22 protein-coding genes are annotated in these 25686 nt (G+C 65.2%); 14 read left to right on the top strand and 8 right to left on the bottom strand.

Going from position 1 to position 25686, the window contains the following annotated elements:
* The first annotated feature begins 32 nt into the window (after positions 1-32).
* From ACNJYD_RS04010 to ACNJYD_RS03995, 4 genes are all read left to right on the top strand, one after another.
* Complete coding sequence (locus ACNJYD_RS04010) at positions 33-1829, top strand: sensor histidine kinase (RefSeq protein WP_172786662.1); 1797 nt, start codon at positions 33-35, stop codon at positions 1827-1829.
* Positions 1826-2350 carry an HPr kinase/phosphorylase gene (locus ACNJYD_RS04005; protein WP_439365446.1) on the top strand — a complete coding sequence of 175 codons (525 nt, stop codon included), beginning with the start codon at positions 1826-1828 and terminating at the stop codon, positions 2348-2350. The genes ACNJYD_RS04010 and ACNJYD_RS04005 overlap by 4 nt, the downstream gene beginning before the upstream one ends.
* A gap of 133 nt (positions 2351-2483) precedes the next feature.
* Entirely contained in the window at positions 2484-2885 is a 402-nt protein-coding gene (locus ACNJYD_RS04000; RefSeq protein WP_007597752.1) for a PTS sugar transporter subunit IIA, read from the top strand.
* Positions 2882-3199: an HPr family phosphocarrier protein gene (locus ACNJYD_RS03995; RefSeq protein ID WP_036014186.1), complete on the top strand. Its 318-nt coding sequence runs from the start codon at positions 2882-2884 to the stop codon at positions 3197-3199. The genes ACNJYD_RS04000 and ACNJYD_RS03995 overlap by 4 nt, the downstream gene beginning before the upstream one ends.
* A gap of 124 nt (positions 3200-3323) precedes the next feature.
* Here the strand turns inward: ACNJYD_RS03995 and ACNJYD_RS03990 are convergent, their stop codons facing one another.
* Positions 3324-4949, bottom strand: a complete 1626-nt coding sequence (locus ACNJYD_RS03990; protein ID WP_439365445.1) for a glycosyltransferase family 39 protein — start codon at positions 4947-4949, stop codon at positions 3324-3326.
* A gap of 113 nt (positions 4950-5062) precedes the next feature.
* On the opposite strand from ACNJYD_RS03990, the gene lepA reads away from it, so the two are divergent.
* Positions 5063-6874, top strand: coding sequence for a translation elongation factor 4 (lepA, locus tag ACNJYD_RS03985; RefSeq protein ID WP_439365444.1), 1812 nt, complete (start codon positions 5063-5065; stop codon positions 6872-6874).
* 187 nt (positions 6875-7061) lie between these two features.
* On the top strand, positions 7062-8120 hold the full coding sequence (locus tag ACNJYD_RS03980) for an ABC transporter substrate-binding protein (protein ID WP_439365443.1): 1059 nt from the start codon (positions 7062-7064) through the stop codon (positions 8118-8120).
* Positions 8121-8349: 229 nt separating this feature from the next.
* Here the strand turns inward: ACNJYD_RS03980 and ACNJYD_RS03975 are convergent, their stop codons facing one another.
* The 3 genes from ACNJYD_RS03975 to ACNJYD_RS03965 form a co-directional block, all read right to left on the bottom strand.
* Positions 8350-8766: an SRPBCC family protein gene (locus tag ACNJYD_RS03975; protein ID WP_439365442.1), complete on the bottom strand. Its 417-nt coding sequence runs from the start codon at positions 8764-8766 to the stop codon at positions 8350-8352.
* Between the two features lie 502 nt (positions 8767-9268).
* On the bottom strand, positions 9269-10231 hold the full coding sequence (locus ACNJYD_RS03970) for a tetratricopeptide repeat protein (protein ID WP_439365441.1): 963 nt from the start codon (positions 10229-10231) through the stop codon (positions 9269-9271).
* 33 nt (positions 10232-10264) lie between these two features.
* Entirely contained in the window at positions 10265-11218 is a 954-nt protein-coding gene (locus ACNJYD_RS03965) for a tetratricopeptide repeat protein (RefSeq protein ID WP_439365440.1), read from the bottom strand.
* A gap of 265 nt (positions 11219-11483) precedes the next feature.
* Here ACNJYD_RS03965 and ACNJYD_RS03960 point away from each other — a divergent pair, with 265 nt between their 5' ends.
* On the top strand, positions 11484-12452 hold the full coding sequence (locus ACNJYD_RS03960) for an ABC transporter substrate-binding protein (protein WP_439365439.1): 969 nt from the start codon (positions 11484-11486) through the stop codon (positions 12450-12452).
* A 20-nt stretch (positions 12453-12472) separates the two neighbouring features.
* Here the strand turns inward: ACNJYD_RS03960 and ACNJYD_RS03955 are convergent, their stop codons facing one another.
* Both ACNJYD_RS03955 and ACNJYD_RS03950 read right to left on the bottom strand, forming a co-directional pair.
* Positions 12473-12601, bottom strand: coding sequence for a hypothetical protein (locus tag ACNJYD_RS03955; protein ID WP_439365438.1), 129 nt, complete (start codon positions 12599-12601; stop codon positions 12473-12475).
* On the bottom strand, positions 12598-13851 hold the full coding sequence (locus tag ACNJYD_RS03950) for a serine hydrolase domain-containing protein (RefSeq protein ID WP_439365437.1): 1254 nt from the start codon (positions 13849-13851) through the stop codon (positions 12598-12600). The genes ACNJYD_RS03955 and ACNJYD_RS03950 overlap by 4 nt, the downstream gene beginning before the upstream one ends.
* A 243-nt stretch (positions 13852-14094) precedes the next feature.
* On the opposite strand from ACNJYD_RS03950, the gene ACNJYD_RS03945 reads away from it, so the two are divergent.
* Complete coding sequence (locus tag ACNJYD_RS03945; protein WP_439365436.1) at positions 14095-15312, top strand: MFS transporter; 1218 nt, start codon at positions 14095-14097, stop codon at positions 15310-15312.
* A 32-nt stretch (positions 15313-15344) separates the two neighbouring features.
* On the top strand, positions 15345-15803 hold the full coding sequence (locus ACNJYD_RS03940) for a GNAT family N-acetyltransferase (RefSeq protein WP_439365435.1): 459 nt from the start codon (positions 15345-15347) through the stop codon (positions 15801-15803).
* Positions 15804-15954: 151 nt separating this feature from the next.
* Here ACNJYD_RS03940 and ACNJYD_RS03935 read toward each other — a convergent pair whose 3' ends face one another.
* The gene (locus ACNJYD_RS03935; RefSeq protein ID WP_439365434.1) at positions 15955-18120 is read right to left on the bottom strand and encodes an EAL domain-containing protein; all 2166 of its coding nucleotides are present in this window, start codon (positions 18118-18120) and stop codon (positions 15955-15957) included.
* Between the two features lie 451 nt (positions 18121-18571).
* On the opposite strand from ACNJYD_RS03935, the gene mepA reads away from it, so the two are divergent.
* From mepA to modC, 4 genes are all read left to right on the top strand, one after another.
* Positions 18572-19516: a penicillin-insensitive murein endopeptidase gene (gene mepA / locus ACNJYD_RS03930; RefSeq protein ID WP_439365432.1), complete on the top strand. Its 945-nt coding sequence runs from the start codon at positions 18572-18574 to the stop codon at positions 19514-19516.
* Between the two features lie 347 nt (positions 19517-19863).
* The gene (gene modA / locus ACNJYD_RS03925) at positions 19864-20649 is read left to right on the top strand and encodes a molybdate ABC transporter substrate-binding protein (RefSeq protein ID WP_439365430.1); all 786 of its coding nucleotides are present in this window, start codon (positions 19864-19866) and stop codon (positions 20647-20649) included.
* Positions 20650-20690: 41 nt separating this feature from the next.
* On the top strand, positions 20691-21386 hold the full coding sequence (gene modB, locus ACNJYD_RS03920) for a molybdate ABC transporter permease subunit (RefSeq protein ID WP_172786648.1): 696 nt from the start codon (positions 20691-20693) through the stop codon (positions 21384-21386).
* A gap of 2 nt (positions 21387-21388) precedes the next feature.
* Positions 21389-22051 carry a molybdenum ABC transporter ATP-binding protein gene (modC, locus tag ACNJYD_RS03915; protein WP_439365429.1) on the top strand — a complete coding sequence of 221 codons (663 nt, stop codon included), beginning with the start codon at positions 21389-21391 and terminating at the stop codon, positions 22049-22051.
* A gap of 236 nt (positions 22052-22287) precedes the next feature.
* Here the strand turns inward: modC and ACNJYD_RS03910 are convergent, their stop codons facing one another.
* Complete coding sequence (locus ACNJYD_RS03910; protein WP_212259422.1) at positions 22288-24081, bottom strand: potassium/proton antiporter; 1794 nt, start codon at positions 24079-24081, stop codon at positions 22288-22290.
* A gap of 190 nt (positions 24082-24271) precedes the next feature.
* Between ACNJYD_RS03910 and ACNJYD_RS03905 the strand changes: the two genes are divergently transcribed.
* Positions 24272-25588: a mechanosensitive ion channel family protein gene (locus ACNJYD_RS03905; protein WP_212259421.1), complete on the top strand. Its 1317-nt coding sequence runs from the start codon at positions 24272-24274 to the stop codon at positions 25586-25588.
* Positions 25589-25686: the final 98 nt, after the last annotated feature.

Genomic DNA, 25686 nt, shown 5'->3' with positions numbered 1-25686 from the left:
TCGCACGGGCCGTCCTAACGCGGGCGTAAGCATTGCTTGACCGAACGCAGCCTGAGCCTAACCAGAGCGCCGGGGATCTCGCATCCGACGGCGTTCAGGAGCACGTTGCCGACGACAAGCCGCAAGGCTTCCGGCCGCTGAACTGGCTGAAACGCGCCGGGCAGTTCTTCTTCGCGCTGTCCTTCTCGAGCCTCACCCGCCGCATCGTCTCGCTCAACCTCGCCGGCCTCGTCGCGCTGGTGGCGAGCATCCTGTACCTGTCGCAATTCCGTGCCGGCCTGATCGACGCGCGCGCCCAGAGCCTCCTGGTCCAGGCCGAGATCATCGCCGGCGCGATCGCGGCCTCCGCCACGGTGCAGACCAACGCCATCACCATCGATCCCGACCGGCTGCTCGACCTCAAGCCGGGCGAGACCTATGGCGGCTCGGACGAGTATTCGCCGCTGGACTTCCCGATCAATCCGGAGCGCGTCGCGCCGGTGCTGCGCACCCTGATCTCGCCGACCAAGACGCGCGCCCGCATCTACGATCCCAACGGCAGCCTGCTGCTCGACAGCCGCAACCTCGAAAACGTGCTGCGCTTTCCGCTGCCGCCACCGGCCGAGCAACCCGGCATCATCGAGCGCGGCAAGGTCGCGGTGCGCACCTGGCTGAACCGCGGCGACCTGCCGCTCTATCGCGAGCTCGGGCCCGAGAACGGCAATGGCTATGCCGAAGTGGGCGACGCCCTGCAGGGCCAGAAGCGCTCGATGGTGCGGGTCAATGCACGCGGCGAGGTGATCGTCTCGGTCGCGGTCCCCGTGCTGCGCTCGCGCGCCATCCACGGCGCCTTGATGCTGTCGACGCAAGGCGACGACATCGACCAGATGGTCACCGCCGAGCGCCTCGCCATCCTGAAGGTCGGCGGCGTCGCCGCCGCCGTCATGATCATGCTGTCGCTCCTGCTGGCGAGCACGATCGCGGGTCCCGTGCGCCGGCTCGCCGACAGCGCCGAGCGCGTCCGTCGCCGCATCAAGGCCCGCATCGAAATCCCCGATTTCACCCGCCGCCGCGACGAGATCGGCCACCTCTCCGGCGCGCTGCGCGACATGACCAGCGCGCTCTACAGCCGCATCGAGGCGATCGAGATGTTCGCCGCCGACGTTGCCCATGAATTGAAGAACCCGCTGACCTCGCTGCGCTCGGCGGTCGAGACGCTGCCGCTGGCGCGCAACGAGAACAGCCGCGCGCGCCTGCTCGAGGTGATCGAGCACGACGTCAAGCGGCTCGACCGGCTGATCTCGGACATCTCCGACGCCAGCCGTCTCGATGCCGAACTGCAGCGCCAGGATGCGATCCCGGTCGATTTGCGCCGCCTGCTGACCACGCTGGTGTCCGTCGCCAACGAAACCAAGCTCGGCCACGACGTCGCGGTCGAGACACGCTTCGAGGGCCGCAGCCCGACCGACACCTTTGCCGTGAGCGGCCACGATTCCCGGCTCGGGCAGGTCGTCTCCAATCTGCTCTCCAACGCGCAATCCTTCTCCGAACGCGGCAGCAAGGTGCGCCTCACCTGCCGGCGCGTGCGCTCCGAGATCGAGATCGTGGTCGACGACGACGGCCCCGGCATTCGCGAGGACGCGCTGGAGCGCATCTTCGAGCGCTTCTATACCGACCGTCCGCATCAGGGCTTCGGCCAGAATTCCGGCCTCGGCCTGTCGATCTCCAAGCAGATCGTCGACGCTCATGGCGGACGGATCTGGGCAGAGAACCGCCCTGGCCCGCCGGACGCCGACGGCACTCCGACGATTGCCGGCGCGCGCTTCGTGGTGAGGCTGCCGGCGCTATGAGTGACGGCGGGCCCAGCGTTCACGCCTCCGCCGTCAAGGTCGGGACACTCGCCGTGCTGATCCGCGGGCCCTCGGGGTCCGGCAAGTCGCGGCTTGCCTTCGATCTGATCATGGCCGGACGCTCGGGCGTTGTGGAAAGCGCCGTGCTGGTCGGCGATGACCGTGTCCATCTGGCGACACTCGGCCATGAAATTGAGGTCCGCCCCGCGTCTCGCCTGGCCGGCCTGATCGAGATCCGGGGCCTCGGAATCCGCCGCTGCGACTTCGTGGAGCATGCGACCGTCGGTCTCGTGGTCGATCTGGCCGCCGCGGACGCCGAGCGGCTGCCGCCGGCCGAAGCCCTGAAAACCAGCATTTTTGGTGTCGAAATACCGCGAATCCCCGTTGCCCGCGACTATTCGCCCCTTCCTCTGGTTGTTGCGGCCTTGACCACTACCAAGAGTTCATCTTCCGTTAACCCTTCAGGCGATTGTTTGAAGGGAAATGGTAACCATATGAACCCCACTATCGCGACCGAATAGACCGGCGCAGCTCCCCTCATCCATCCGTATAGATTCAGGGAGATACGCAACATCCCCTCTTGCGCGGGGGCTCTGGATGGTCAAAGTGGCGCGTTCGTGCGGTGCACCAAAAGCGCCCGCGAGGAGTTTTCCGATGATTGGTCTAGTACTTGTGACCCACGGGCGCCTTGCCGACGAATTCAAGGCGGCGCTTGAGCATGTCATGGGCCCACAAAAGCAAATCGAAGCGATCACGATCGGCGCCGAGGATGATTCCGATCTCTGCCGAAGCGACATCATCGAGGCGGTCAATCGCGTCGATTCCGGCGACGGCGTTGCGATCCTCACCGACATGTTCGGCGGCACGCCGTCGAACCTGGCAATATCCTGCATGAGCCGGCCCAAGGTCGAAGTGCTCGCGGGCATCAACCTGCCCATGCTGGTGAAGCTCGCCAAGGTGCGCGAGGAGCGACCGCTGCCCGACGCGATCGCGATGGCGCAGGAAGCCGGCCGCAAATACGTCACCATCGCCAGCCGCGTGCTCGCAGGCAAATGAGCGAGGAGGCGCCACAAGCCGCGACCGGCGTGCCCGCGGGCGCGATCTCCAAGGATCTCCTGATCATCAACAAGCGCGGCCTGCACGCGCGCGCCTCGGCGAAATTCGTCCAGGCGGTCGAGCGCTTCGACGCGCAGGTGTGGGTCACGCGCGGCGGCGAGACAGTGGGCGGCACCTCGATCATGGGCCTGATGATGCTCGCCGCGGGTCCCGGCACGACGATCACGGTGGCGGCGGCAGGGACCGACGCCGAAGCCGCGCTCGCGGCGATCACGGAGCTCGTGGAGAGCAAGTTCAACGAGGAGGGGGTCTGAGCCACGCGCTCGGCACCGTCGGGTGGGCAAAGCGAAGCGTGCCCACCGCATCTCATGATCATTGAAAGTTCGTGGGCGCGGCGCTTCGCGCCTTTGCCCACCCTACGGCACTACGGCAGCGCGGCTACTTCCCCGGCGGCGCGATGTAGACGTTCCAGCTCATCGATGGGCCGGCCTTGCCGCTCGTGAAGCGGCGCGTGCTCATCACCATGCGCTCGGCGTTCGGCGCAACCTCCGACACCCATTTCTCGAATGCAGGCAGGCGGCCATCGGTCGGATCGAACACGCCGATGAAGCCGTATCTCTTGACGTCGTCGAGCGACGTCAGACCCGAGCTCCACGGCTCGTTCGGCGTGAACGCTGCGGGGTGATCCGGGCTGTAGAACACCATCGGCTGGATCGACTCCATGGTGCCGGCAACGACCGCCCAGCGCGAGGCAAAGCGCATGTGCCATTCCTGAGTCAGCTTGCGCGCCAGCTCCGAGCGCGCGCCGTAGGTTGCGGTGTTGCCGGCATTGGCCTCCATCTCGCGCGCGGCGATGAGGGGCGAGGCCGCAAGCGTCGCGGCGCTGAGCACGAGCCAGATCGCCGCGATGTTGAACAGCGCGGCGCTCTGCACGCGCAGCGTCGGGATCGCGACCAGCGCGAGCGGGACCAGGAAGAACAGCGAGATGCCCCAATCGGTCTTCATGTAGATGCTGAACACCAGCGCGCCGAGCGGCGGGCCGAACGCGACGATGAGCTGGATGATCCAGACGTTCAGCGCCTGCGAGACATTGACGCCCGCATTGGCGCCGCGCGACCAGGCGCGCGTGACGATGCGCAAGGGCGCCCCCAGCAGCAATTTGACCCAAGGCGGCACCAGCGCCATGGCGAGTGCCGCGAGCGCCACCGACAAGGCCAGCAGCGCGAAATTGTGCAGCACATAGCCCGCGACGAGCTGATGCACCTGGCTCTTGTCCTGCAGGCTGTAGGTGTCGCCGGCATAGGTCAGCGGCACGAAATGCGCATCCGCCAGCCAGACGATGTGCGGGATCATCGCCGCCACCATCGTGGCGATCGCGACCCACGGCGCGGGCGACGACAGGAAGCGCAACCGGTTGGGATGGATCAGCGCGGCGAGCCCGATCGCGCCGATCATGGTCAGCACCCAATATTTGGTCATCAGCGCCAGCGCGCCGGCAAGCCCGAGCAGGATTCCGGATTGCCAGCTCCGCTTCTCGAAGGCGTTGAGATAAGCGAGCACCAGGAGCGGCAGCGTGACGAGCTGGAGCAGGTCCGGGTTGTACTTGAAGCCCTTGAAATTGAAGATCGGGTAGAGCGCGATCATCACCGCGACCAGGAACGCGCGGCGCGCATCGACCACGCGCAAGGCGATCAGCCAGCAGAGCACCATGCCGATGCTCACCGTTGCCATCGCCAGCGCATAGGTCGCCCAATCCGCCGCCGGGAACACCGCGAACCAGAGGCCGGCCACCCAGCCCGACAGCGGCGGGTGCTTGCCATAGCCCCAGAGGAATTTCTGGCCCCAGCCCCAGGCTTCTGCGACGTCCATGTGAACGTCCTGCGCCGCCTTCAGATTGATCAGGATGAAGGTCCAGAGCACCGCATGCAGGAGGGCGAATTGGATCACCAGCCACAGGCGCGCCTCGGGGCGGACCGCGCAGGCAACCAGGAAGGCCCGGAAGCGGTCGTAACTCAAGCGGCTCTTTGCCCGCGTTCTGGAGGAGGGAAGAGAGGTCGTGGACATGGGCCGTGCGTAGCGCGTTTTCGCCCCTCATGGAATCAGCTTGGCGTGAACAAAGGCCCTGAAAATACAGCAATATGGTTGCCGCACGGGGATGTGAGTGGTATCCCGCGCCCATGACGACCGTCCCCATTTCCAACATCCGCAATTTCTCCATCGTCGCCCATATCGACCATGGAAAATCGACGCTGGCCGACCGCCTGATCCAGATGACCGGCGGCCTTTCCGACCGCGAAATGGCGGGCAAGGAGCAGGTGCTCGATTCCATGGACATCGAGCGCGAGCGCGGCATCACCATCAAGGCGCAGACGGTGCGCCTCGCCTACCGCGCCAAGGACGGCAAGGATTACATCTTCAACCTGATGGACACGCCCGGCCATGTCGACTTCGCCTACGAGGTCTCGCGGTCGCTGGCGGCCTGCGAAGGTTCCCTGCTCGTGGTCGACGCCAGCCAGGGCGTCGAGGCGCAGACGCTCGCCAACGTCTATCAGGCGCTCGACAACAATCACGAGATCGTCCCGGTCCTGAACAAGGTCGACCTGCCCGCGGCCGAGCCCGAGAAGGTCAAGCAGCAGATCGAGGACGTCATCGGCATCGACGCCTCGGATGCGGTGATGATCTCGGCCAAGACCGGCCTCGGCGTGCCCGACGTGCTGGAAGCCATCGTCACCCGCCTGCCGCCGCCGAAGGGCGACCGCGACGCCACGCTGAAGGCGCTGCTGGTCGACAGCTGGTACGACGTCTATCTCGGCGTCGTCGTGCTGGTGCGGATCGTCGACGGCAGCATGAAGAAGGGCCAGCGCGTGCGCATGATGGGCACCGGCGCCGCCTATGACGTCGAGCGCGTCGGCTTCTTCACGCCGAAGATGCAGCAGGTCGAGGAGCTCGGCCCCGGCGAGATCGGCTTCATCACCGCCGCGATCAAGGAAGTCGCCGACACCCGCGTCGGCGACACCATCACCGACGACAGGAAGCCGGTCGCCGAGATGCTGCCGGGCTTCAAGCCGGCGATCCCCGTGGTGTTCTGCGGCCTGTTCCCGGTCGACGCCGACGACTTCGAGACGCTGCGCGCCGCGATGGGCAAGCTGCGCCTCAACGACGCCAGCTTCTCCTTCGAGATGGAGACGTCAGCTGCGCTCGGCTTCGGCTTCCGCTGCGGCTTCCTGGGGCTTCTTCACCTCGAGATCATCCAGGAGCGGCTGTCGCGCGAGTTCGATCTCAATCTGATCGCGACCGCGCCGAGCGTCATCTACAGGATGAAGCTCAACGACGGCTCCGAGATCGAGATCCACAATCCCGTCGACATGCCCGACGTGGTCAAGATCGCCGAGATCGACGAGCCCTGGATCGAGGCGACGATCCTGACGCCCGACGAATATCTCGGCAGCGTCCTGAAGCTGTGCCAGGACCGCCGCGGCGCGCAGAAGGAGCTCACTTACGTCGGCTCCCGCGCCATGGTGAAATACGACCTGCCGCTGAACGAAGTGGTGTTCGACTTCTACGACCGCCTGAAGTCGGTCTCCAAGGGCTACGCCTCGTTCGACTATCACCTCACCGACTACAAGCCGGCCGACCTCGTCAAGATGCAGATCCTGGTCAATGCCGAGCCGGTCGATGCGCTCTCGATGCTGGTCCACCGCACTCGCGCCGAAGGGCGCGGCCGCGCCATGGTCGAGAAGATGAAGGAGCTGATCCCGCCGCACATGTTCCAGATCCCGATCCAGGCGGCGATCGGCGGCAAGGTGATCGCGCGCGAGACGGTGCGCGCGCTGCGCAAGGACGTCACCGCAAAATGCTACGGCGGCGACATCACGCGTAAACGCAAGCTTCTGGAGAAGCAGAAGGAAGGCAAGAAGAAGATGCGGCAGTTCGGCAAGGTCGACATCCCGCAGGAGGCCTTCATCGCCGCGCTGAAGGTGGACAGCTGAGGCGACGCTCGGGACGGGCCGGCGCGGTCGCCGAGGCCGGCAAACAGGCGGCAAACAAAAAAGCGCGAAAACAACCCCATGCACAGTAGCCGCCCCCTTGGCGGCACTGTGCTTTTTTCGATTTTACGAAGTCGGCTTGCTCCGTCGGGCAAAACAGGGGTATGGTGGCATCATCGCAGCAGGCCGGATGAGCCAGCACGATCGTCCATCTGCATTTTTTAAAGTACCGATCATTTCATCCATGAACGGAGCTGTCATGCAGCGACGCGAGCTTCTCGCACTGATCGGTGCCGCGGCGGCCTGGTCACCCCTTGCTCGCGCGCAACAGCCAAAGAAAGTCCCCCATATTGTCTTCTTGACCACCGGCTCGATCGAGCAAACCCGCACTTCGGTGGCTGCCTTTCAGCAAGGACTACGCGAACGCGGTTATATCGACGGCGAGAATATCATCGTAGAGCTTCGAGCAGCCGATTCAAAGGTCGAACAACTCCCGGCGTTGGCGAGTGACCTCGTCCGTCTGAATCCTGCTCTTATAGTTGCAGCGAATTCGCTTGCTGCGCGGGCCGTGCAGCAAGCCACCAAATCGATTCCTGTTGTTGTGCCAGTTATGGGCGACCCAATCGAAGACGGACTCGTTGCCAGCATCGCCCGACCAGGAGGTAACATCACCGGACTGACCTTCATCGGCCCGCAGCTTGTTCCCAAGCGGCTCGCGCAATTGAAGGAAGCTTTGCCCAAGGCATCTCGGATAGCAGCGATTTGGCACCCGGCTGCATACGGCAAGTCTACAATTCAAGGCATGATCAGCGGTGCGGAGTCAGCATCAAAAACCGTAGGCGTTCATTTGCAACTCATTGCTGTCCAAGATCCTGACGGGCTGGGCGAGGCGTTTTCCGCGCATGCGGGCGCGCGCGCCGATGCATTCTTCCTATTTCCCAGCCCGATGTTCTTCATTGCACGCAAGCGCATCGTCGAGCTCGCCGCAGAACATCGGCTGCCGCTTTTTGCCATTGGCAAGGAATTTGTTCAACTCGGTGCGCTACTGTCCTACGGAGCGGATATCATCGACTTGAACCGGCTATGCACTGATTACGTCGATAAGATCCTCAAGGGCGCCAAGCCCGGGGATCTGCCGGTCGAGCAACCGACCAAGTATGAACTGTTCATCAACCTCAAGTCTGCAAAGACACTCGGGATCGAAGTTCCTGCTACAATGCTGGCCCGCGCGGACGGGGTGATAGAATGATCGACTGATGCAAGTCGATGCATGCAAGCCCGCGGACGGCCGGTCTTTTCGTCCCGTTCCCGACGTGTTGACCAAGGCCGCGCGAGGTCGGTTTCGGCAAGCGCGATCGGTTCGTAGGGTGGGCAAAGCGAAGCGTGCCCACCACCTGTCGGGGATCACGAAGAGATGGTGGGCACGGCGCTCCGCGCCTTTGCCCACCCTACGAAAGCCGTGCTCGCGTAGGCTCACCTCACGGCATCCTCTTCTTCGCCTCGACGTAGCGTGCAAAATTGTCGAGGATTGCCTGCCAGCCGCCCTGCTGCTGTTCGACCGAGTGCGTGGTCTCGGCGTCGAAGACGACGCGGACGACAACGCCTTTCGCGCCCGGCACGAACTCGACCTCGGCCTTGCGATCGCCGAACGCGTATTCGATCCGCTGGTGTTCGACGATTTTCGTGTAGGTGCCGGCGAAGTCAAAACCCATGCTGCCGTCCTTGGCTTCCATCCGCGACGAGAAGGCGCCACCCTCCCGCAGGTCGACCGTCGCCCTGGTCGTATGCCAGTCGTCGGACGCGGTATTCCAGTTCACGATGTCGGCTGGCGTCGTATAGGCGCGCCAAACCTGATCAATCGGGGCGGCTACGCTGGTTTCGACGGTGATCCTCATTGGCATTGCTCCAGTTGCAATTTGACGGCTCGAATTGACGAAATCACATCACGTGTGCCGGGTCATCTCCGGCACGTCCGAGGCGTGTCCACCCAAGGACGATCGAGGGCGGTCCATGCCGACATGGTGCGGCATCAATGCGCAAAAAAGTCAGGAAAGTCGTATTGCCGCGGGCTCGTTCACCTCGTCCGCTTGCGGGAGAGGCATAGGCCGCCTTTGGCGGCTGTCGTCTCAAAGAACGCCGAGGCAAGGCCTCGGCTAAGGCGCAGCGCCGGGTGAGGGCTTTCTCCACTTGGGGATTGTCCCATTGCGGAAACACCCTCTCCCCAACCCTCTCCCGCAAGCGGGAGAGGGAACGCACCTCCGTTATTGGAACGATCAAGCCTCATTTCATCGCGCTCTCGCGATGCTCGCTAACGATGCGACGAAGTTCGGTGGCTTCGGTTACACCTTCGCTCTTCGGCCGACCGCGAACACCTCGCTTGACCACCCTGCGCGCTCTTCAGATCGGCCTTGTCTTCCCTCGAATGGCCATCGCCCGTTTCAGGGCCTGCTCGGCATCGGCGTGGCGACCTTGATTGTTGTAGAGGCTGGCGAGGTTGTCGAGGACGCCAGCAAGATCCGGATGATCAGGGCCGAAGGTTTTCTCGAAAATGGCCACCGACTGCTTGAACAGCCGCTCGGCCTCGGCGTTGCGTCCCTGACGCCCGTAGAGCGCACCGAGATTGTTCAGCGCTTGCGCGATGTCGGGATGATCAGGGCCGTACGCCTTCTCGGTCACGGCCATCGCCCGCTGCAGCAGCCGCTCGGCATCGGCGTAGCGATGCTGCTGGGTGTAGGTATCGGCCAAATTGTTCATCAGCACCGTGGCTTCGGGATCGTCGGGGCCGAGCGCTTTCTGCAGCACGGCGAGGCCCCGCTCGAACAGCGGCTCGGCCTGATCGTAGCGGCCCTGGCTGCTGTAGACGGCGCCGAGATTGCACAGCGGCAACACGATGGACGGATCGTCGGGTTCGAGCACTTTCTCGTCGATGGCGATCGATCGCTTCAGGAGCGGCTCCGCTTCCGCGTAGCGTCTTTCCGCGCGATAGAGATCGCCGAGATTGTTCAGCACCATTGCGACTTCCGCGTGATCCGGACCGAGCGTCTTCTCGCGGATGGCCAGCGCGCGCTTGTACAGCGGCTCGGCAACGGCGTATTCGCCGAGATTGTGATGGATCGTACCGAGGTCGCTCAGCGGCATCGCGACGCGCGCATCGTCAGGGCCGAACTCCCTTTCGTGAAGGGCCAGAGACTTCTGAGCCAACGGCAAGGCTTCCATGTATTTCCCGGCCCGATAAAGCTCCTTCATCTGCCGCGTCAGCGCGTCCGTCTCGTCCTCTTCGGCATGTGATGGCACGCCGAACGGAAGGATCAAGGCAAGCGCCGTGACTGCAACACGGATCGATGCTTTCAGCGCCTTCATCGCGCCTTCCCTCGTCGCATCCTGCGCTGCTCCTCAGATCGGCCTTGTCTTGCCCCGGATGGCCATCGACCGTTTCAGGACCTGCTGGGCATCGGCATAGCGGCCTTGATACTTGTAGAGACCGGCGAGGTTATCCAGAACGCCGGCGAGATCCGGATGGTTGGGGCCGAGGGTTTTCTCGAAGGTGGCCACCGACCGCTTGAACAGCTGCTCGGCCTCCGCGTTACGGCCCTGACGCCCATAGAGTGCAGCCAGATTGTTCTGCGCCTGCGCGATGTCGGGATGATCGGGGCCGAACGCCTTCTCGGTCACCGCCATCGACCGCTTCAGCAGCCGCTCGGCATCGGCATAGCGATGCCGATTGATATAGGCGTCGGCCAAATTGTTCATCAGCACCGTGGCTTCGGGATCGCCGGGGCCGAGCGCCTTCTGCAGCACGGCGAGGCCTCGCTTGAACAGCGGTATGGCCTGATCGTACCGGCCCTGATGGCTGTAGACCGCGCCGAGATTGCTCAACGCCGGCACGATCGACGGATTATCGCGCTTCTCGCCAATGGCGATCGAGCGCTTGAGTAACGGCTCCGCTTCCGCGTAACGCTCTTCCGCGCGATAGAGATCGCCGAGATTGTTCAGCACCATCGCGACTTCGGCGTGATTCGGACCGAGTGTCTTCTCCCGGATGGCCAGCGCGCGCTTGTACAGCGGTTCGGCAACGGCGTATTGGCCGAGATTGTAATGGATCGTGCCGAGGTCGTTCAGCGGCATCGCGACGTGCGCATCATCAGGGCCGAACTCCTTCTCGCGGAGGGCCAGCGACTTCTGGGCCAGAGGCAGCGCTTCCATGTACTTCCCGGCCCGATAAAGCTCCTTCATCTGCCGGGTCAGCGTGCCCGCCTCGTCCTCGTCGGCATAGGATGGCACGCCGAACGACAGGCTCAAGGCAAGCGCCGTGACTGCAACGCAGATCGATCCTTTCAGAGCCTTCATCACGCGTTCCTTGGTCGCGGTTCTCACCGACATACGCGACGTTGGTGCAGCCGGAAGGCGGAATGGTTCAAAGTCCTCGCCTGGGCGCCCCCGGCCAGGGGGCACAAGACAGATCGGGGTGTTCCCTCCGGCCATGTCTCTGATCCAGGCGTGCTGCCGGCGACGCCTCGCTCGGTATCTGGCCCGTGATCCTGGTGGGACGGCTTACGAGCATTTGGAGCATGCTATAGTCTTGCTATCGCACGGCAGCTTCGAGCGAGGTCACATGCGACGGCGCGGATTCATCGGGCTGATGACGGGAGCAATCGGCTGGCCGCTCATCGCACGCGCCCAGCAGTCTTCCGCAACGCCGCGCGTCGTCCAGTTGGGACCGGTCGAAGTTCCCGCGCAGATCGCAGCAACCAAAAGGCTGCTTGCAGAGCTTGGTTACGTCGAGGGGCGGATTCGACTCGAGTTTCGTCACGCAGCCGGAGATGCCGATGCACTACCGGCGCTCGCGCAGGAGATCGTGCGGGAAGGCCGGGTGGACGTGATCATCGCAATCAGCACTCCTGCCGCTCTCGCGGCCTACAAGGCAACGCGAACCATCCCGATCGTGACCCTTGCTGCCGTCGATCCCGTCGCATCCGGACTGGCCGACAGCCTCGCCCGCCCCGGCCGCAACGTGACCGGCATCGCGGTCTTCTCGGAGGAAACCACTGCAAAGCGGATCGAGCTCATGCGGGAGATCCTGCCCCAGGCCGTGCGCCTCGGAACTGTCACGACAAAGGTGTCGAGCGGTGCACAGAGTCTCACGCCTGTTCTGGAGGCCGGCCGCAAGCTCGGCTTTCAGGTTGAAACCATCAACATCGATGATCCCGCAAGCATCGGGACGATGCTGAGCGCGGACAACCTTGCCCAATTTGACGGTCTTGTTTTCGTTCCGGACGTCGTGCTCAGCGGCCACCAGGCCGAAGTCATCAGGCTGGTGAACCTGAGCGGGAAGCCTGCGATCTTTGCTTCACCCGATTGGGTCGCGAACGGCGCCTTCATGTCGTTCGGCCCCGACTTTGCAGACGCAGGGCGCCGCCTGATTGCGCAGGTTGATCGCGTTCTGCGGGGCGCAAAGCCGGGCGACCTGCCTTTCGAACGACCCACCAAGTTCGACCTCAGGATCAATCTCCGCATCGCCAGGGCGCTGGGTCTCGACCTGCCCGCAACCGTCGTCGCCCGCGCCGACGAAGTGATTGAGTAACCGCAAGATTCTACCCGGGCTCAACCGCCCTGCCCCTCGCCCGGTAAGCCATCATCCCTGCTGCGAAGCATCAACAAGACAAAAAGCACGAAGAAACGCATGAAGGTGATGCAGGCGTGCGTCTGCACGCCCGATCCCTGATCGATCATTGCCCGAGCTGTTGGAGCACAGCAGACCACAACGCGAGCGGCTCCCTGAGCGCTCCGGGTTCGTTCGGCTTTTGGCGAACGGCCGTGTGCACCATGACGAGCTTGGAGGCCGGATCGACCAGGATGACCTGACCGCGAATGCCGAGCAGGGCAAATCGGCGCTGCTCGCCGGGGAGGAGCCACACCTGATAGCCATAGCCGAAATAGCGCGTGGCCACGTGCGGGGCGAGATGGCCGTCGGCCGGCCGCACGGTCGTGGCATCCAGCAGCCACTGCCGGGGGATCAGCTGCCGGCCTTCCCAGGCGCCGTCATGGGCGAGCAACCGGGCGAGGCGCGCATAATCGCGCAAGGTTGCGTTGAAGCAGCAAAAGGCGATCTCCTGCCCGCTGCCGTCGATCACCCAGGAGGCGTCCGCCTCGGTGCCGATGCGGTCCCAGATCCGGTCGTGGAGATAATCGGCAACCGGCGTGCCGGTGGCGGCGCGCAGGACCAGGCCGAGGATCTCGGTTTCAACGCTGGCATAGTGGAATTTGGTGCCTGGCGGTGCAGTTCGGGTGTTGAACTGCGCGACGATGGCGGCGGGATCTTTCGGCGGGCCGGCGAACAGGGCCCGCCCAAGCCGGGCGATGTCGTCGTTCCCGTCGTAGACTTCCGAGAATTCGACGCCCGACGACATGTTCAACAAGGCGCGTATGGACGTGTTGCCAAATTCCGTGCCTGCAAGGCCGGGAACGTAGCTCACGACGACGTCATCGATCGACTTGATCCGTCCCTCCGAGACCGCGATCCCGACCAGCATGGCCACCAGCGTCTTCGCCATGGACTGCGAGACAAAGCGGTGGTGGTCGGTCCGCGCATATTGATAGTGCTCGTACAGGATGGTGTCGTCCCTGGCGATCAGGAGTCCCGTCGCCGGGTTGCGCTTGAGGTAGTCCGCGATGCCGAGCTTTTCGGTACCAAAACTGTAGGTGATCGACGGCTCCGGCGCGCGCTTGAATTGCCAGGCCGTCGTCGCGCGAACGACCCGGCGCGAGGGATAGATCTCGCCGAAATGGCTGTAGCTGCCGACGAGCTTGTCGAGCTCCGGGGCGGCTCCCCGCCTGCCGACCGGATAGCCTTCCGCCGCGCCGTAGAGCTCGGCATCGGGGCCGCTCTCCGAAAAGACCGGCCCCGGCTTGGCGGGCGCGCTTCGGACGTCCTGCGCGCAGGCCGGGGCCGTCCAGACGGCGGAGGCGAAAATGACGGACAAGAAAAGCCTGCGGCACCCGCGTGGCCTGCACAGCGCTCCCCGGATCATTGCACTTGCCTCCTCGCACGTTCGTGTGTGTGTGCGCTTATGAGAACAACATCGCAGGCCAGTGACGCGCGGCATGCTATCACTACGAGCAGACGGTGTCAGCCGGCGGTGGCCACCCGCCTTGCTCTCGCCCCGCAGATAAGTCACCATCCCTCCCGCGCACCATCAACAAGAGCAAAAGCGCTGAGGAAACGCATGAGCAAGCCGTCACGCTTCGACTATGGCTGGGTCGTTGTCGCCGCAGGTGCGCTGATGACCTGCATCGGATTTGGCACGATGCTGTCGCTGGCGGTGTTCTTGCAGCCGATCTCCGAGGCGATGGGCTGGTCGCGCGCCGGCGTGTCGGCGGCCGCGACGTTGGATTTCCTCTGCATGGGATTCGCCGCATTCCTATGGGGCACGCTGTCGGACCGGTTCGGCACCCGCATCGTGGTGCTCTCGGGAAGCGTTCTGCTGGGACTAGGTCTCGTCACCGCGAGCCAGGCCGCAAGCCTGTGGCAATTCCAGCTCTGCTTCGGCGTGCTGATCGGGATCGCCGTGGGCAGCTTCTACGCGCCGATGATGGCGCTCGCGAGCGCCTGGATCGAGAAGAACCGCAGCCTCGCCGTGGCGCTGGTGTCCGCCGGCATGGGCGTGTCGCCCGTGACGGTCGCGCCGGCCGCGAGCTGGCTGATCACGGCCTATGATTGGCGCACCGCGATGCTGATGATCGGCTGTGCTGCCTGGGCGCTGTTGATCCCCGCATGCTTCCTGGTGCGTCCGGCGCCGTCAGCCGCGGGCTCCGCAACGACGGACGCGACGCCGGAGGTCGAGATGAACGCGGCGCAGGCACTGCGCACGCCGCAATTCATCGCGCTCGCAGCGGCGCATTTCGCCTGCTGCGCGGCGCATTCCGGCCCGATCTTCCACATGGTGTCCTATGCGATGGTCTGCGGCATCGCTCCACTCACGGCGGTGACGGTCTATAGCGTCGCCGGCGTCTCAGGCCTCGGGGGACGCCTGCTGCTGGGCGCGCTGGCCGATCGCATCGGCGCGAAACCGGTCCTTGTCGGCGGGCTGTTCGTGCAGGCGATGTGCATCGCGACCTATCTGGCGGTGGCGCAGCTCGGCGAGTTCTACGCGTTGTCAGTCGTGTTCGGCCTCGCCTATGGCGGGGTGATGCCGCTCTATGCGGTGCTGGTCCGCGAATTCTTCGGCGCGCGCATCATGGGCACGGTGTTCGGTGCGGTCTCGGCCTTCGCCAGCCTCGGCATGGCGCTCGGACCCTGGGCCGGCGGGATCGTGTTCGACACGTTCCAGCAATACACCTGGCTGCACGCCGGCTCCTTCGCGATCGGGCTTGCGGCGGTCGCAGTCGCACTGAGCTTCCCGACCCGACGGCCATCGCTCGATCTTGGCCGCGCGACGGCGTGACACCGACCTGTGGCGATTGCCGGATACTGCGTATGACGCTCATATCCCTTGAACAGACCGCTGACACTCTTCCCGCGGATTTTCCCGCGCTGGAGGCCGACGCCAAGGCAGTTGGACACGCGCACATGACCCGTCTGGCTGCGGAGTTCGCAACTGATCGAGCCATGTTTCACGCCATATTCACCTGCCACCTCGATGGCAGATTGGCGGGCATCGGAGCGATCACCAACGAGCCTGCACCGGCGCCGGTGCCGATGTGGCGGATGCGGCGTTTTTACGTGCACCGCGACTACAGAAGACGCAACGTCGCCAGGGCCATCGCGAACGCCTTGCTGCAAGACGCTGCAGGGAAGGTCGCAATCATCACCGTCCACGCAGGAAATGCCGGCGCTGTGCGGTTTTGGGAAGCGATGGGATTCACCGCCGTTGACGGCCAACCCTGGTCTCACCAAGCGCATCTGCCGATCCTTGAGCCTGCCGGCGGCCCGTGAGCGGCTCTGCCAAGCCTTGCCTCGACGAGGAAGCACGACGCGCCGGGCTGGAACCGGTGCGCCTCGAACTGACGAGCGCGTCGCCGACCGCAGTTTCCGAAGAGGCCGACGGAGAGAGCGGTGCGTTCCTACATATCGAGGAAGCGAGTGGTCACGCCACCAGCGCGGCGTCCTCTTCACCGTCGATGCCGCGCTGTGCGGCCAGCAGGCTGATGATCTCCGCATTCGGCCGGGCCTTGCTGAACAGGAAACCCTGGCCCTCATGGCAGCCTTCGGCGCGGAGGCAGCTGAGCTCGGCTTCGGTCTCGACGCCCTCGGCGGTAATGGTGACGCCAAGACCTTTGCCGAGGCTGACGATCGAGCGGATGATCGCCTGGGCCTCGCGGTTGGCGGCGAGATCGCGCACGAAGGACTGGTCGATCTTGATCTTGTCGAACGGGAAGCTGCGCAGATAGCTGAGGCTGGAATAGCCGGTGCCGAAATCGTCCATGGAGATGCGCACGCCGAGCGCGCGCAGCGCATGCAGCGTCGCCAGCACCTGCGCGCTCTTCTCAAGGAGCAGCGTCTCGGTGATCTCGAGCTCGAGCCGCCGCGGCGGCAGGCCGGAATGCTTCAGTGCGTCGGTCACCATCGAGAGCAGATTGCCGCTGCGGAACTGGAGCGGCGACAGGTTGACCGCGACGCGGACGTCGTCGGGCCAGGACGCGGCATCGAGGCAGGCCCGGCGCAGCATCAGCCCGCCGAGCGGATTGATCAGGCCGGTGTCCTCGGCAACCGGAATGAACTCGGCCGGTGACACCATGCCGCGCTCGGCATGCGGCCAGCGCACCAGCGCCTCGAAGCCGGTGATGCGGCCGCTCGTCAGGTCGATCAGCGGCTGGTAGTACGGCCGCAGCACGTCGTTCTGGATCGCGTCGCGCAGCTCGACCTCGATCTTGCGGCGGCTCTGCGCCTTCGCATCGAGCGCGGCCTCGAAGAAGGCGAAGCTGCCGCGCGCGTCCAGCTTGGCGCGCGACAGCGCCATGTCGGCGCTCTTGAGCAGCTTTTCGGAATCCTCGCCGTCGCCCGGCGCCATCGCAATGCCGATCGAGGCGCCGATCACCACGGAATGGCCGTCGAGCAGATAGGGATCGGCAATGGCCGCCAGGAGGCGCTTGGCCAGCATCACCGCGTCCTCGGGACGCGCCAGCCCGCTTTGCACGATCGCGAACTCGTCGGAATTGAGCCGCGCCAGCGCGTCCTCTTCCCGCAAGGTGGAGCGCAGCCGCTTGGCGACGCCGCGCAGGAGCTTGTCGCCGACCGCGTGTCCCAGCGTGTCGTTGACCGCCTTGAAATTGTCGAGCCCCAGCATCAGCAGCGCGACCTTCTCGGCGCTGCGCCGCGTGTGCAGCAGCATCTCGTCGACCTGCTGCCGCAGCAGGCTGCGATTGGGCAGGCCGGTCAGCCCGTCGTGCTGGGCCATGAAGGCGAGCCGCGCCTCAGCACGCTTGCGCTCGGTGATGTCCATCAGCGCGAGCAGCACCGCGGGCCGCTCGGCATAGGTCAGCTCGCGGGAATAGATCGCAAGGTCGATCAGCGCGCCGTCGGCCTTGACATGCTTCCAGGTGCGGCCGGCCTGCTCCTCGCCGGTCTCATCGACGGTCCAGGGCGGCTCGCTGTCGAAGGCCTGCAGGGAGCGGATCTTCAATCGCTCGAACTCGGCCCGGCTATAGCCATAATGCGCGACCGCGGCATCGTTGACGCCGAGGATGCGCTCGTCGTCCAGCGCGCAGACGATCATGGGCACGGGATTGCCGTCGAACAGCAGGCGGAACGAGGCCTCGCGCTGCTTGAGCTCGGTGATGTCGACGCGCAGGCCGACGACGCCACCGTCATCGGTCAAGCGCTCGTCGATCAGGATGACGCGGCCGTCGGACAGCTTCTGCTCGTGGCGCGCGCCGGGCTTGTAGAGCTTTTGCAGGCGCTCGGCGATCCAGGCGTCCTCGTTGCCGACGGCCTCGGGATAGTCGCCGCGTGCGACGCCGATGCGCAGCGTGTCCTCGAGGCGCGCGCCTTCCTCGAACAGATCGGCGGTCTTGCTGTAGATCTCCGCGTACTTCTTGTTCCAGAGGACGTAGCGGCCTTCGGCATCGAGAAACACGATGCCTTGCGGCAGGATATCGATGGCCTGGCGCAGGCGCTCATGGGATTTGCGCGCGTCCGCGATCGCGGCTTCCGCCTCGGCACGGCTGCGCAGGACTTCGTCGCGTTCGGAAAGCGCACGCGAGGCACGCGCGAAACGCGACTTGCGCGCCTTCTGGCCGGCACGGGCAAGCACGCTTTGCTTTCGCTTTCTTGCTTTTCGAGACCCCAAACTCAACTTCACTCGTCCCAGTCGCGCCCAGCGGCCGCAAGCTTTGGGGCAAGTGTCTGAAAAAAAAGTAATCTTGCCCGGACGCGGTCCGCACGCGGCGGCGCTTGCTGCCTGTTTGCGCGGCGTGGCGAGCGGCTGCAGGCGCCATCAGACTGAGTGTGGCGTCGCAATCAATGAGCGATCTGGTGCAAAATTGCGCGCGCGCCTGAATCCGTTCCGAAACCGCGCGCGATTGCATGCCAGCCGCAAGTATTCCCCGCTCAACGCACGAATTTTGGTCAATGCAGGATACGGTTATTGCACCGTTAAGAAGCGGCGGGTCGAGACGCGATTCGGGCGAGCTGCGGTGAGCCGGCGGCGGGCTGAGCGCCTCGTTCTTAACCCTGGTGCAGCATTGGGCTATAAGAGCGTCAGCATGAGTCGCCGCGGCATCACCCTCCTCCTGCTTTCGTTCGTCTGCCTGGGCGCCGGTAGCGCGCTGGCCCAGGACAAGGGCAGCATCACCCCGAAGCCGCTGCCGCCGCTCGCCAATCCAAACGACCCCGATCTCGCCGCGAAGGAACTGTTCGCGCGCAAGCTGCTGCCGTCGAAGGGGCCGACCCATGTCATCGGCTCCTACACCAAGGGCTGCATCGGCGGCGCCGAGCAGATGCCGGTCAACGGCGATCATTGGCAGGTGATGCGGCTGTCGCGGAATCGCAGCTACGGTCATCCCGACATGATCGCGCTGATCAGGCGGCTCGCCGCCAAAGCGCACAAGGACGCGGGCTGGCCCGGCATCCTGGTCGGCGACATCGCGCAGCCGCGCGGCGGGCCGGCGCTGTCGGGCCATGCCAGCCACCAGATCGGTCTCGACGCCGACATCTGGCTGACGCCGATGCCGGACCGCCGGCTCTCGCGCGAGGAGCGCGAGGAAATGTCGGCGGTGATGATGGTTCGCGCGGACCGGCTCGACATCGACCCCAAGGTGTTCACACCAGGCCAGGTGCTGGTGCTGCGCGACGCGGCGCGGGAGCCCGGCGTGCAGCGCATCTTCGTCAACGCCGCAATCAAGAAGGCGCTGTGCCGCGAGGCCAAGGGCGATCGCGCCTGGCTGTCGAAGATCCGCCCCTGGTGGGGCCACGACTACCATTTCCACATTCGCATGCGCTGCCCGGCGGGGGCCGGCGAGTGCGAGGGCCAGCCGTCACAGGCCGAGGACGAAGGCTGCAAGCCCGCCGATCTCGCCTACTGGTTCTCCGACGCGGTGCTGCACCCCAAGCCGCCGCCCGAGCCGCCCAAGCCCAAGCCGCCGATGACGCTCGCGCAGATGCCGGCAGCCTGCAAGGCGGTGCTGCATGCAGGCGACGCGAAGCCATAAGGTAAGCTGCCGCGGAATGCACCGCCGTCGTCCCGGGGCGCGAAGCGAGCCCGGGACCCATAACCACAGGGAGTGGTTGTGGCGCGAAGTGGTCACCCCGAGTCCTCGCCCAACGCAATTCTGTGGTTATGGATCCCGGGCTCGCGCTGCGCGCGCCCCGGGATGACGAACTCAGTTGCCTTTGACGTGGGGCCGCGGCCTGCTATGTTTGCACTGCGATATCCCCGCCGGCCGTAAGCCGTCGCAAGGGACCGTGGAACAGCGCTTCCGCCCGTCGCATCTGCCCGACCCAACGCCAGATTTTGCGCGTGCACCTTGCGCGCGCGAGCTCGCACGGAGCGCATCCCATGTTTCGTCTCTCAGGACTTTTCGCCGCCTTCGTCATTCTCGCCGGCGCGGCCCTCGCGCCCGCCGCGGCCGAGGACAAGACCATCACGGTGTTCGCTGCCGCCTCGATGAAGAACGCGCTGGACGAGATCGACGCCGCCTACACCGCCAGGACCGGCGTCAAGTTCAGCGTCAGCTACGCCGCAAGCTCGGTGCTGGCCAAGCAGATCGAGCAGGGCGCGCCGGCCGACGTGTTCGTCTCGGCCGACACCGACTGGATGGACTACGCGATCTCCAAGAAGACCATCAACGAGCCGACACGCGTCAACCTGCTCGGCAACAGCATCGTGCTGATCGCGCCGAAGGATTCCAAGATCGACAGCGTGACGATCGCGCAAGGCTTCGATCTGGCCAAGCTCGCCGGCGACGGCAGGATCGCGACGGGCGACGTCAGGTCGGTACCGGCAGGGAAATATGCCAAGGCGGCGCTGGAAAAGCTCGGGGCCTGGCAGGCCGTAGAGTCGAAATTCGCCATGGCCGAGAGCGTGCGCGCGGCGCTGACGCTGGTCGCCCGCGGCGAGGCCGTGCTCGGCATCGTCTATTCCACCGACGCCAAGGTCGAGCCGGGCGTGAAGATCGTCGGCACCTTCCCGGCGGATTCGCATCCTGCGATCATTTATTCGGTCGCGGCAACCAGCACCGCCAAGCCGGAGACGAACGACTATCTCGCCTTTCTGCGCTCGACGGCGGCCAAGACCATTTTGGAAAAATACGGCTTCAAGTTCCTGATCAGCCCGACGACCTGATTCTTGCAAACCTGATTTCTGCGACCCGATATGACGACTTGATGTTCGAGATCTCTGCCGCCGAATGGACGGCGATCCTGCTTTCGCTCAGGGTCGCCGTCATCGCCACGCTGGTCGCGACGCCGTTCGGCATCGCGCTGGCGTGGCTGCTCGCGCGACGCGATTTCTGGGGCAAGTCGATACTGGACGCCTTGGTGCACCTGCCGCTGGTGCTGCCGCCTGTGGTCACCGGCTATCTGCTGCTGCTCAGCTTCGGCCGCAAAGGTCTCATTGGCGGCTTTCTTGCCGACCATCTCGGCATCGTCTTCGCGTTCCGCTGGACCGGTGCTGCGCTCGCCTGCGGCGTGATGGCGTTTCCGCTTCTCGTCCGCCCGATGCGGCTGTCGATCGAGGCGATCGACCGCCGGCTCGAGCAGGCCGCGGAGACGCTCGGCGCAGCGCCGTGGAAAGTGTTCTTCACGGTGACGTTGCCGCTGGCGCTGCCGGGCGTGCTCGCCGGCATGGTGCTCGGCTTTGCCAAGGCGATCGGCGAGTTCGGCGCCACCATCACCTTCGTCTCCAACATTCCCGGCGAGACCCAGACGATTTCGTCGGCGATCTATTCGCTGATCCAGACGCCGGACGGCGATGCCGCTGCGGGAAGGCTCGTGATCGTCTCGATCGTGCTCGCGATCGGCGCGCTGATCGCGGCCGAGTGGTTCGCCCGCCGCGCCACGCAGCGGCTGCACGGGAATTGACCATGCTGCGCGTCGACGTCGAAAAACAGCTCGGCGAATTCTCGCTTCACGCATCCTTCAGCAGCGAGGGGCGCGTCATCGGGCTGTTCGGCGCTTCGGGTGCCGGCAAGAGCTCGCTGGTCAACATGATCGCCGGGCTGCTGCGGCCCGATCGCGGCACCATCGCGATCGACGGCGAGATCGTCGACGACACCGCGGCGGGCATTCACGTGCCCACTTACCGCCGCCGCATCGGCTACGTGTTCCAGGATGCGCGGCTGTTTCCGCATCTCAGCGTGGCGCAGAACCTCGACTATGGGCGGCGCATGAACGGACTTGCGCCCGATCCGGCGCAGCACAAGCGCATCATCGAGTTGCTCGACATCGGCGCGCTCAGGGATCGCCGTCCCGGGAAGCTGTCCGGCGGCGAGCGCCAGCGCGTCGCGCTCGGCCGCGCGCTGCTGTCGAAGCCCCGCCTCCTGCTGCTCGACGAGCCGCTCGGCGCGCTGGACGAGGGCCGCAAGCTCGAGATTTTGCCGTATCTGGTGCGGCTGCGCGACGAAGCCAATGTGCCGATGGTCTATGTCAGCCACGACGTCGCCGAGCTGCGCCAGCTCGCGACGCAGATCGTGATGCTGAAGCAGGGGCGGGTCACGTCATTGGGCGGGGTGAAGGTGCTGACGTGAGGGCCCGTGGCCCATCCCTTGCGAGCGTAGCGAAGCAATCCAGAGACTATCCGGGGCGGCAGTCTGGATTGCTTCGTCGCAAGAGCTCCTCGCAATGACGAGTGCTTCGCTGGCTTTGTCCTGCCAACCACCAGACTTCGTAGGGTGGGGAAAAGCGCGCTCTTCGCGCGCCGTGCCCACGTCGTTCCTGCTGGTGGGCACTGCGCAAGGGCGCCTTGGCCCACCCTACGGCAGCGTCAGACTCCCGCCACCGAGGACCACAGCTCGGCGAGCTTCTTCCGCAGCGCCTGGGTGCGTGTCGGCGGCGGCGGCGTCTCGTCATCCTCCGGCAGGCGCAGGCCGACGACGTTGACGCGGCCACCGGAGATGCTGCGGGCGACCAGCACGATCTCGTCCAGCGCGAGCTCGGCGCCCTCCTTCGGCGCGCGATCGAGATGGACGTCGAAGTAATCGGCGAGCGTGAGCTTGCTCTCGTCCTCGCTCACCTTGACGCCGTAGATCTCGGCGAGCTCGGCGAGCGTGTGCTCGCCGGAGACCATGAAGTCGCCGAGCAGATGCGGATCCGGCGCGGTGCTCGGCTGCATGTCGACGAAGAAGCGGTCGAGCGACTCGGCCTTTTCCGGCGGCGCCAGCAGATAGATGTAGTCGCCCGGCGCGATCGGGTCGGCTTCCGTTGGCGTCAGGATGTTCTCGTTGCGGATGACGAGCGTCGGCTTGGACCAGGACGGGATCAGACCGCGGCGGAAATACAGGCTCTTGGGCCGCACCGGATAACCGACCAGCTGCTGCTCGAGCTGGCCGGGCAGATCGAGCTCGACGCGGCGCGGGCCGCGTTCGGCGCGCGGCAGCGCCACGTGCAGCTTGCGGGCAGCCGGCGCCAGCGTCCAGCCTTGCAGCAGGAGCGAGATGATGACGACGACGAAGGCGACGTCGAAATAGAGATAGGCCTTGGACAGGCCGACCAGCATCGGGATCGAGGCCAGGAAGATCGCGACGGCGCCGCGCAGACCAGTCCAGGCGATGAAGATCTTCTCGCGCCAGTTGAAGCGGAACGGCGACAGGCACACGAACACCGCGAGCGGCCGTGCCACCAGCATCAGGACGAGCGCGACGGCGACCGCCGGCAGCACGCTGGCCCCCAGCCGGCTCGGCGAGACCAGAAGGCCGAGCAGCACGAACATCACGATCTGCGCCAGCCAGGTCGCGGCATCGAGGAAGGTCACCACCGAATTATGGGCGCGGGTCGGCCGGTTGCCGATGATGATGCCTGCGAGATAGACGGCGAGGAAGCCGGAAGCGTGCATGATCTGCGAGCCGCCGAAGATCACGAGCGCGCCCGTGGTCACGAAGGGCGCATGTAGTCCCTGCGGCAGGGCGACCTTGTTGAGCGCGATGACGACGAGGCGGCCGCCGAACACGCCGACGACGGCGCCCAGTGCCGCCTCCAGCACGAACTCCATCAGCACGTGGCCGGCCGAGCTCGAGCCGACCGAGATGTATTCCACCAGCATCAAAGTGAGGAAGATCGCGAAGGGATCGTTGGTGCCGGATTCCGCCTCCAGCGTCGCGCCGACGCGCGGGCGCAGACGCAGGCCCTGGGTGTGCACCAGGAGGAACACGGCGGCCGCGTCGGTCGAGGCCACCACGGCGCCCACCAGCAGCGACTCCGCCCAGTTGAGGTCGAGCGTGTATTTGGCGAACGGCGCCGTGACCAGCGCGGTCAGCAGCACGCCGACGGTCGCGAGCACGAGAGACGGGGCGAGCACGGTGCGGATGCTGGCAAAGCGCGTGCGCAGGCCGCCGTCGAACAGGATCAGGGCGAGCGCGACGGAGCCGACCAGATAGGTGGTGCGGACGTCGTCGAATTGGAGCTGACCGGGGCCGGAATCGCCGGCGAGCATGCCGATGACCAGGAAGACGAGCAGCAACGGCGCGCCGAAGCGCAGCGCAAGCAGGCTCGAGAGGATGCCGGCCATGACGAGGACGGCGCCGAGCAATATGGCGAGACTGACGGAGTCGAGGGAAGCCATCCACCTTCCGGGTAAAAAATCGCTGGAATTTCATCCTTATCGTCGGCGGACTCGCGCGCCAACCCATTTTCGCGCTTCGCGGCAATCTGCCCGTATTTTACGGCCTTAACGCGCATCACTTCACGGTGTATCGATGGCCCGGCCGCGCCCTGCCCTCGAATCAATTCCTGCCCGCTTGCCGACGAGACCGATGGACATGGACCTCAAAGACTTCATGGAGTTCGTGCAGACCACCGCACGCAGCGTCGGGGCGGAAATCTCCTCACCCTGGTTCTACCTGCAATTCGGCCTCATCCTGGCAGCGGCCGGCATCGCCTATGCCGCGGAGGCCGGCATTCGCAGCCGTGTCGACCTGACCTCGCTGGCGATGCGCTGGCCGCTGCCGCTGCGACACTTCGTTCGGGTCATGGTCGCCAGCGCCTCGACGGCGGTGTTCACGCTGCTCGTGATCGTCTCGCGCGTGGTGATGTATCACGCGACCTGGCCGAGCCGCTCCTATCTCCTGATGGTCGCAGCCAAGCTGGGTTTCGCCTGGCTGGTGATCCGGCTCGTGACCTCGGTGCTGCGGAACGCCTTCATCGTCAAGCTAGTGTCGATCACGGCCTGGTTCGTCGCCGCGCTCTCGATCGTCGGCCAGCTCGATGCGACGGTCGACCTGCTGGATTCCTTCGCGATCGTACTCGGCGGCCTCAGGCTGACCCCGCTTCTGGTGCTCAAGGCCGGCGCGCTGCTGCTGATCGCGCTCTGGCTCACCAACATCGCCAGCAATTTCGCCGAGAGCCGGATCAACTCGACCACCGACCTGACGCCGTCGGTGCAGGTGCTGCTGGTGAAGATCATCCGCATCGGGCTGCTCACGGTCGCAATCGTGATCGCGCTCGGCGCGGTCGGGATCGACCTGTCGGCACTCGCGGTGTTCTCCGGCGCGGTCGGCGTCGGTATCGGTATCGGCCTGCAGAAGATCGTCGCCAACTTCATCTCGGGGATCATCCTGCTCGCCGACAAATCGGTGAAGCCGGGCGACCTCGTCACCATCGGGGACAATACCGGGCGGATCAGCGCGATGAAGACGCGCTATATTTCCGTCGCCGCCGGCGACGGCCGCGAATTCCTGGTGCCGAACGAGGATCTGGTGACGCAGAAGGTCGTCAACTGGACCTATACCGACAAGAACACGCTGGTGAAGATCGCCTTCGGCACCAATTACGACGCCGACCCGCGCCTGGTCACCAAGCTCGCCGCCGAGACCGCCGCCGCCCATCCGCGCGCCACCAAGGGCAAGGCGCCGAACAGCATTTTGACCGAGTTCGCGGAAGCCGGCATGAAGTTCTCGCTGACCTTCTGGATCGCGGACCCCGACGGCATGGACAACGTCAAGAGCGACGTGATGCTGGCGCTGTGGGACGCCTTCAAGCGCGAGGGCATCCGGGTTCCCTACCCCGTCCGCGAAATCCGCATCCGCGGCGGCGCCCTGCCGGTGGAAACCACCGTAGAAGTCCCGAATTAGGTCACTTTCGCCCCCGAGGCTGGCCCCTCGGCTTGCATGAAGCCTGCCAATCATTAAATTGGGGCCTGAAATCAAGCCTTTCCACCGACATCGAGATC

The organism is Bradyrhizobium sp. SPXBL-02 (assembly GCF_051853065.1).
GTDB lineage: Bacteria > Pseudomonadota > Alphaproteobacteria > Rhizobiales > Xanthobacteraceae > Bradyrhizobium.
The sequence above is the reverse complement of the archived record's forward strand: the minus strand, read 5'-3'. Positions and strand labels throughout refer to the sequence as shown.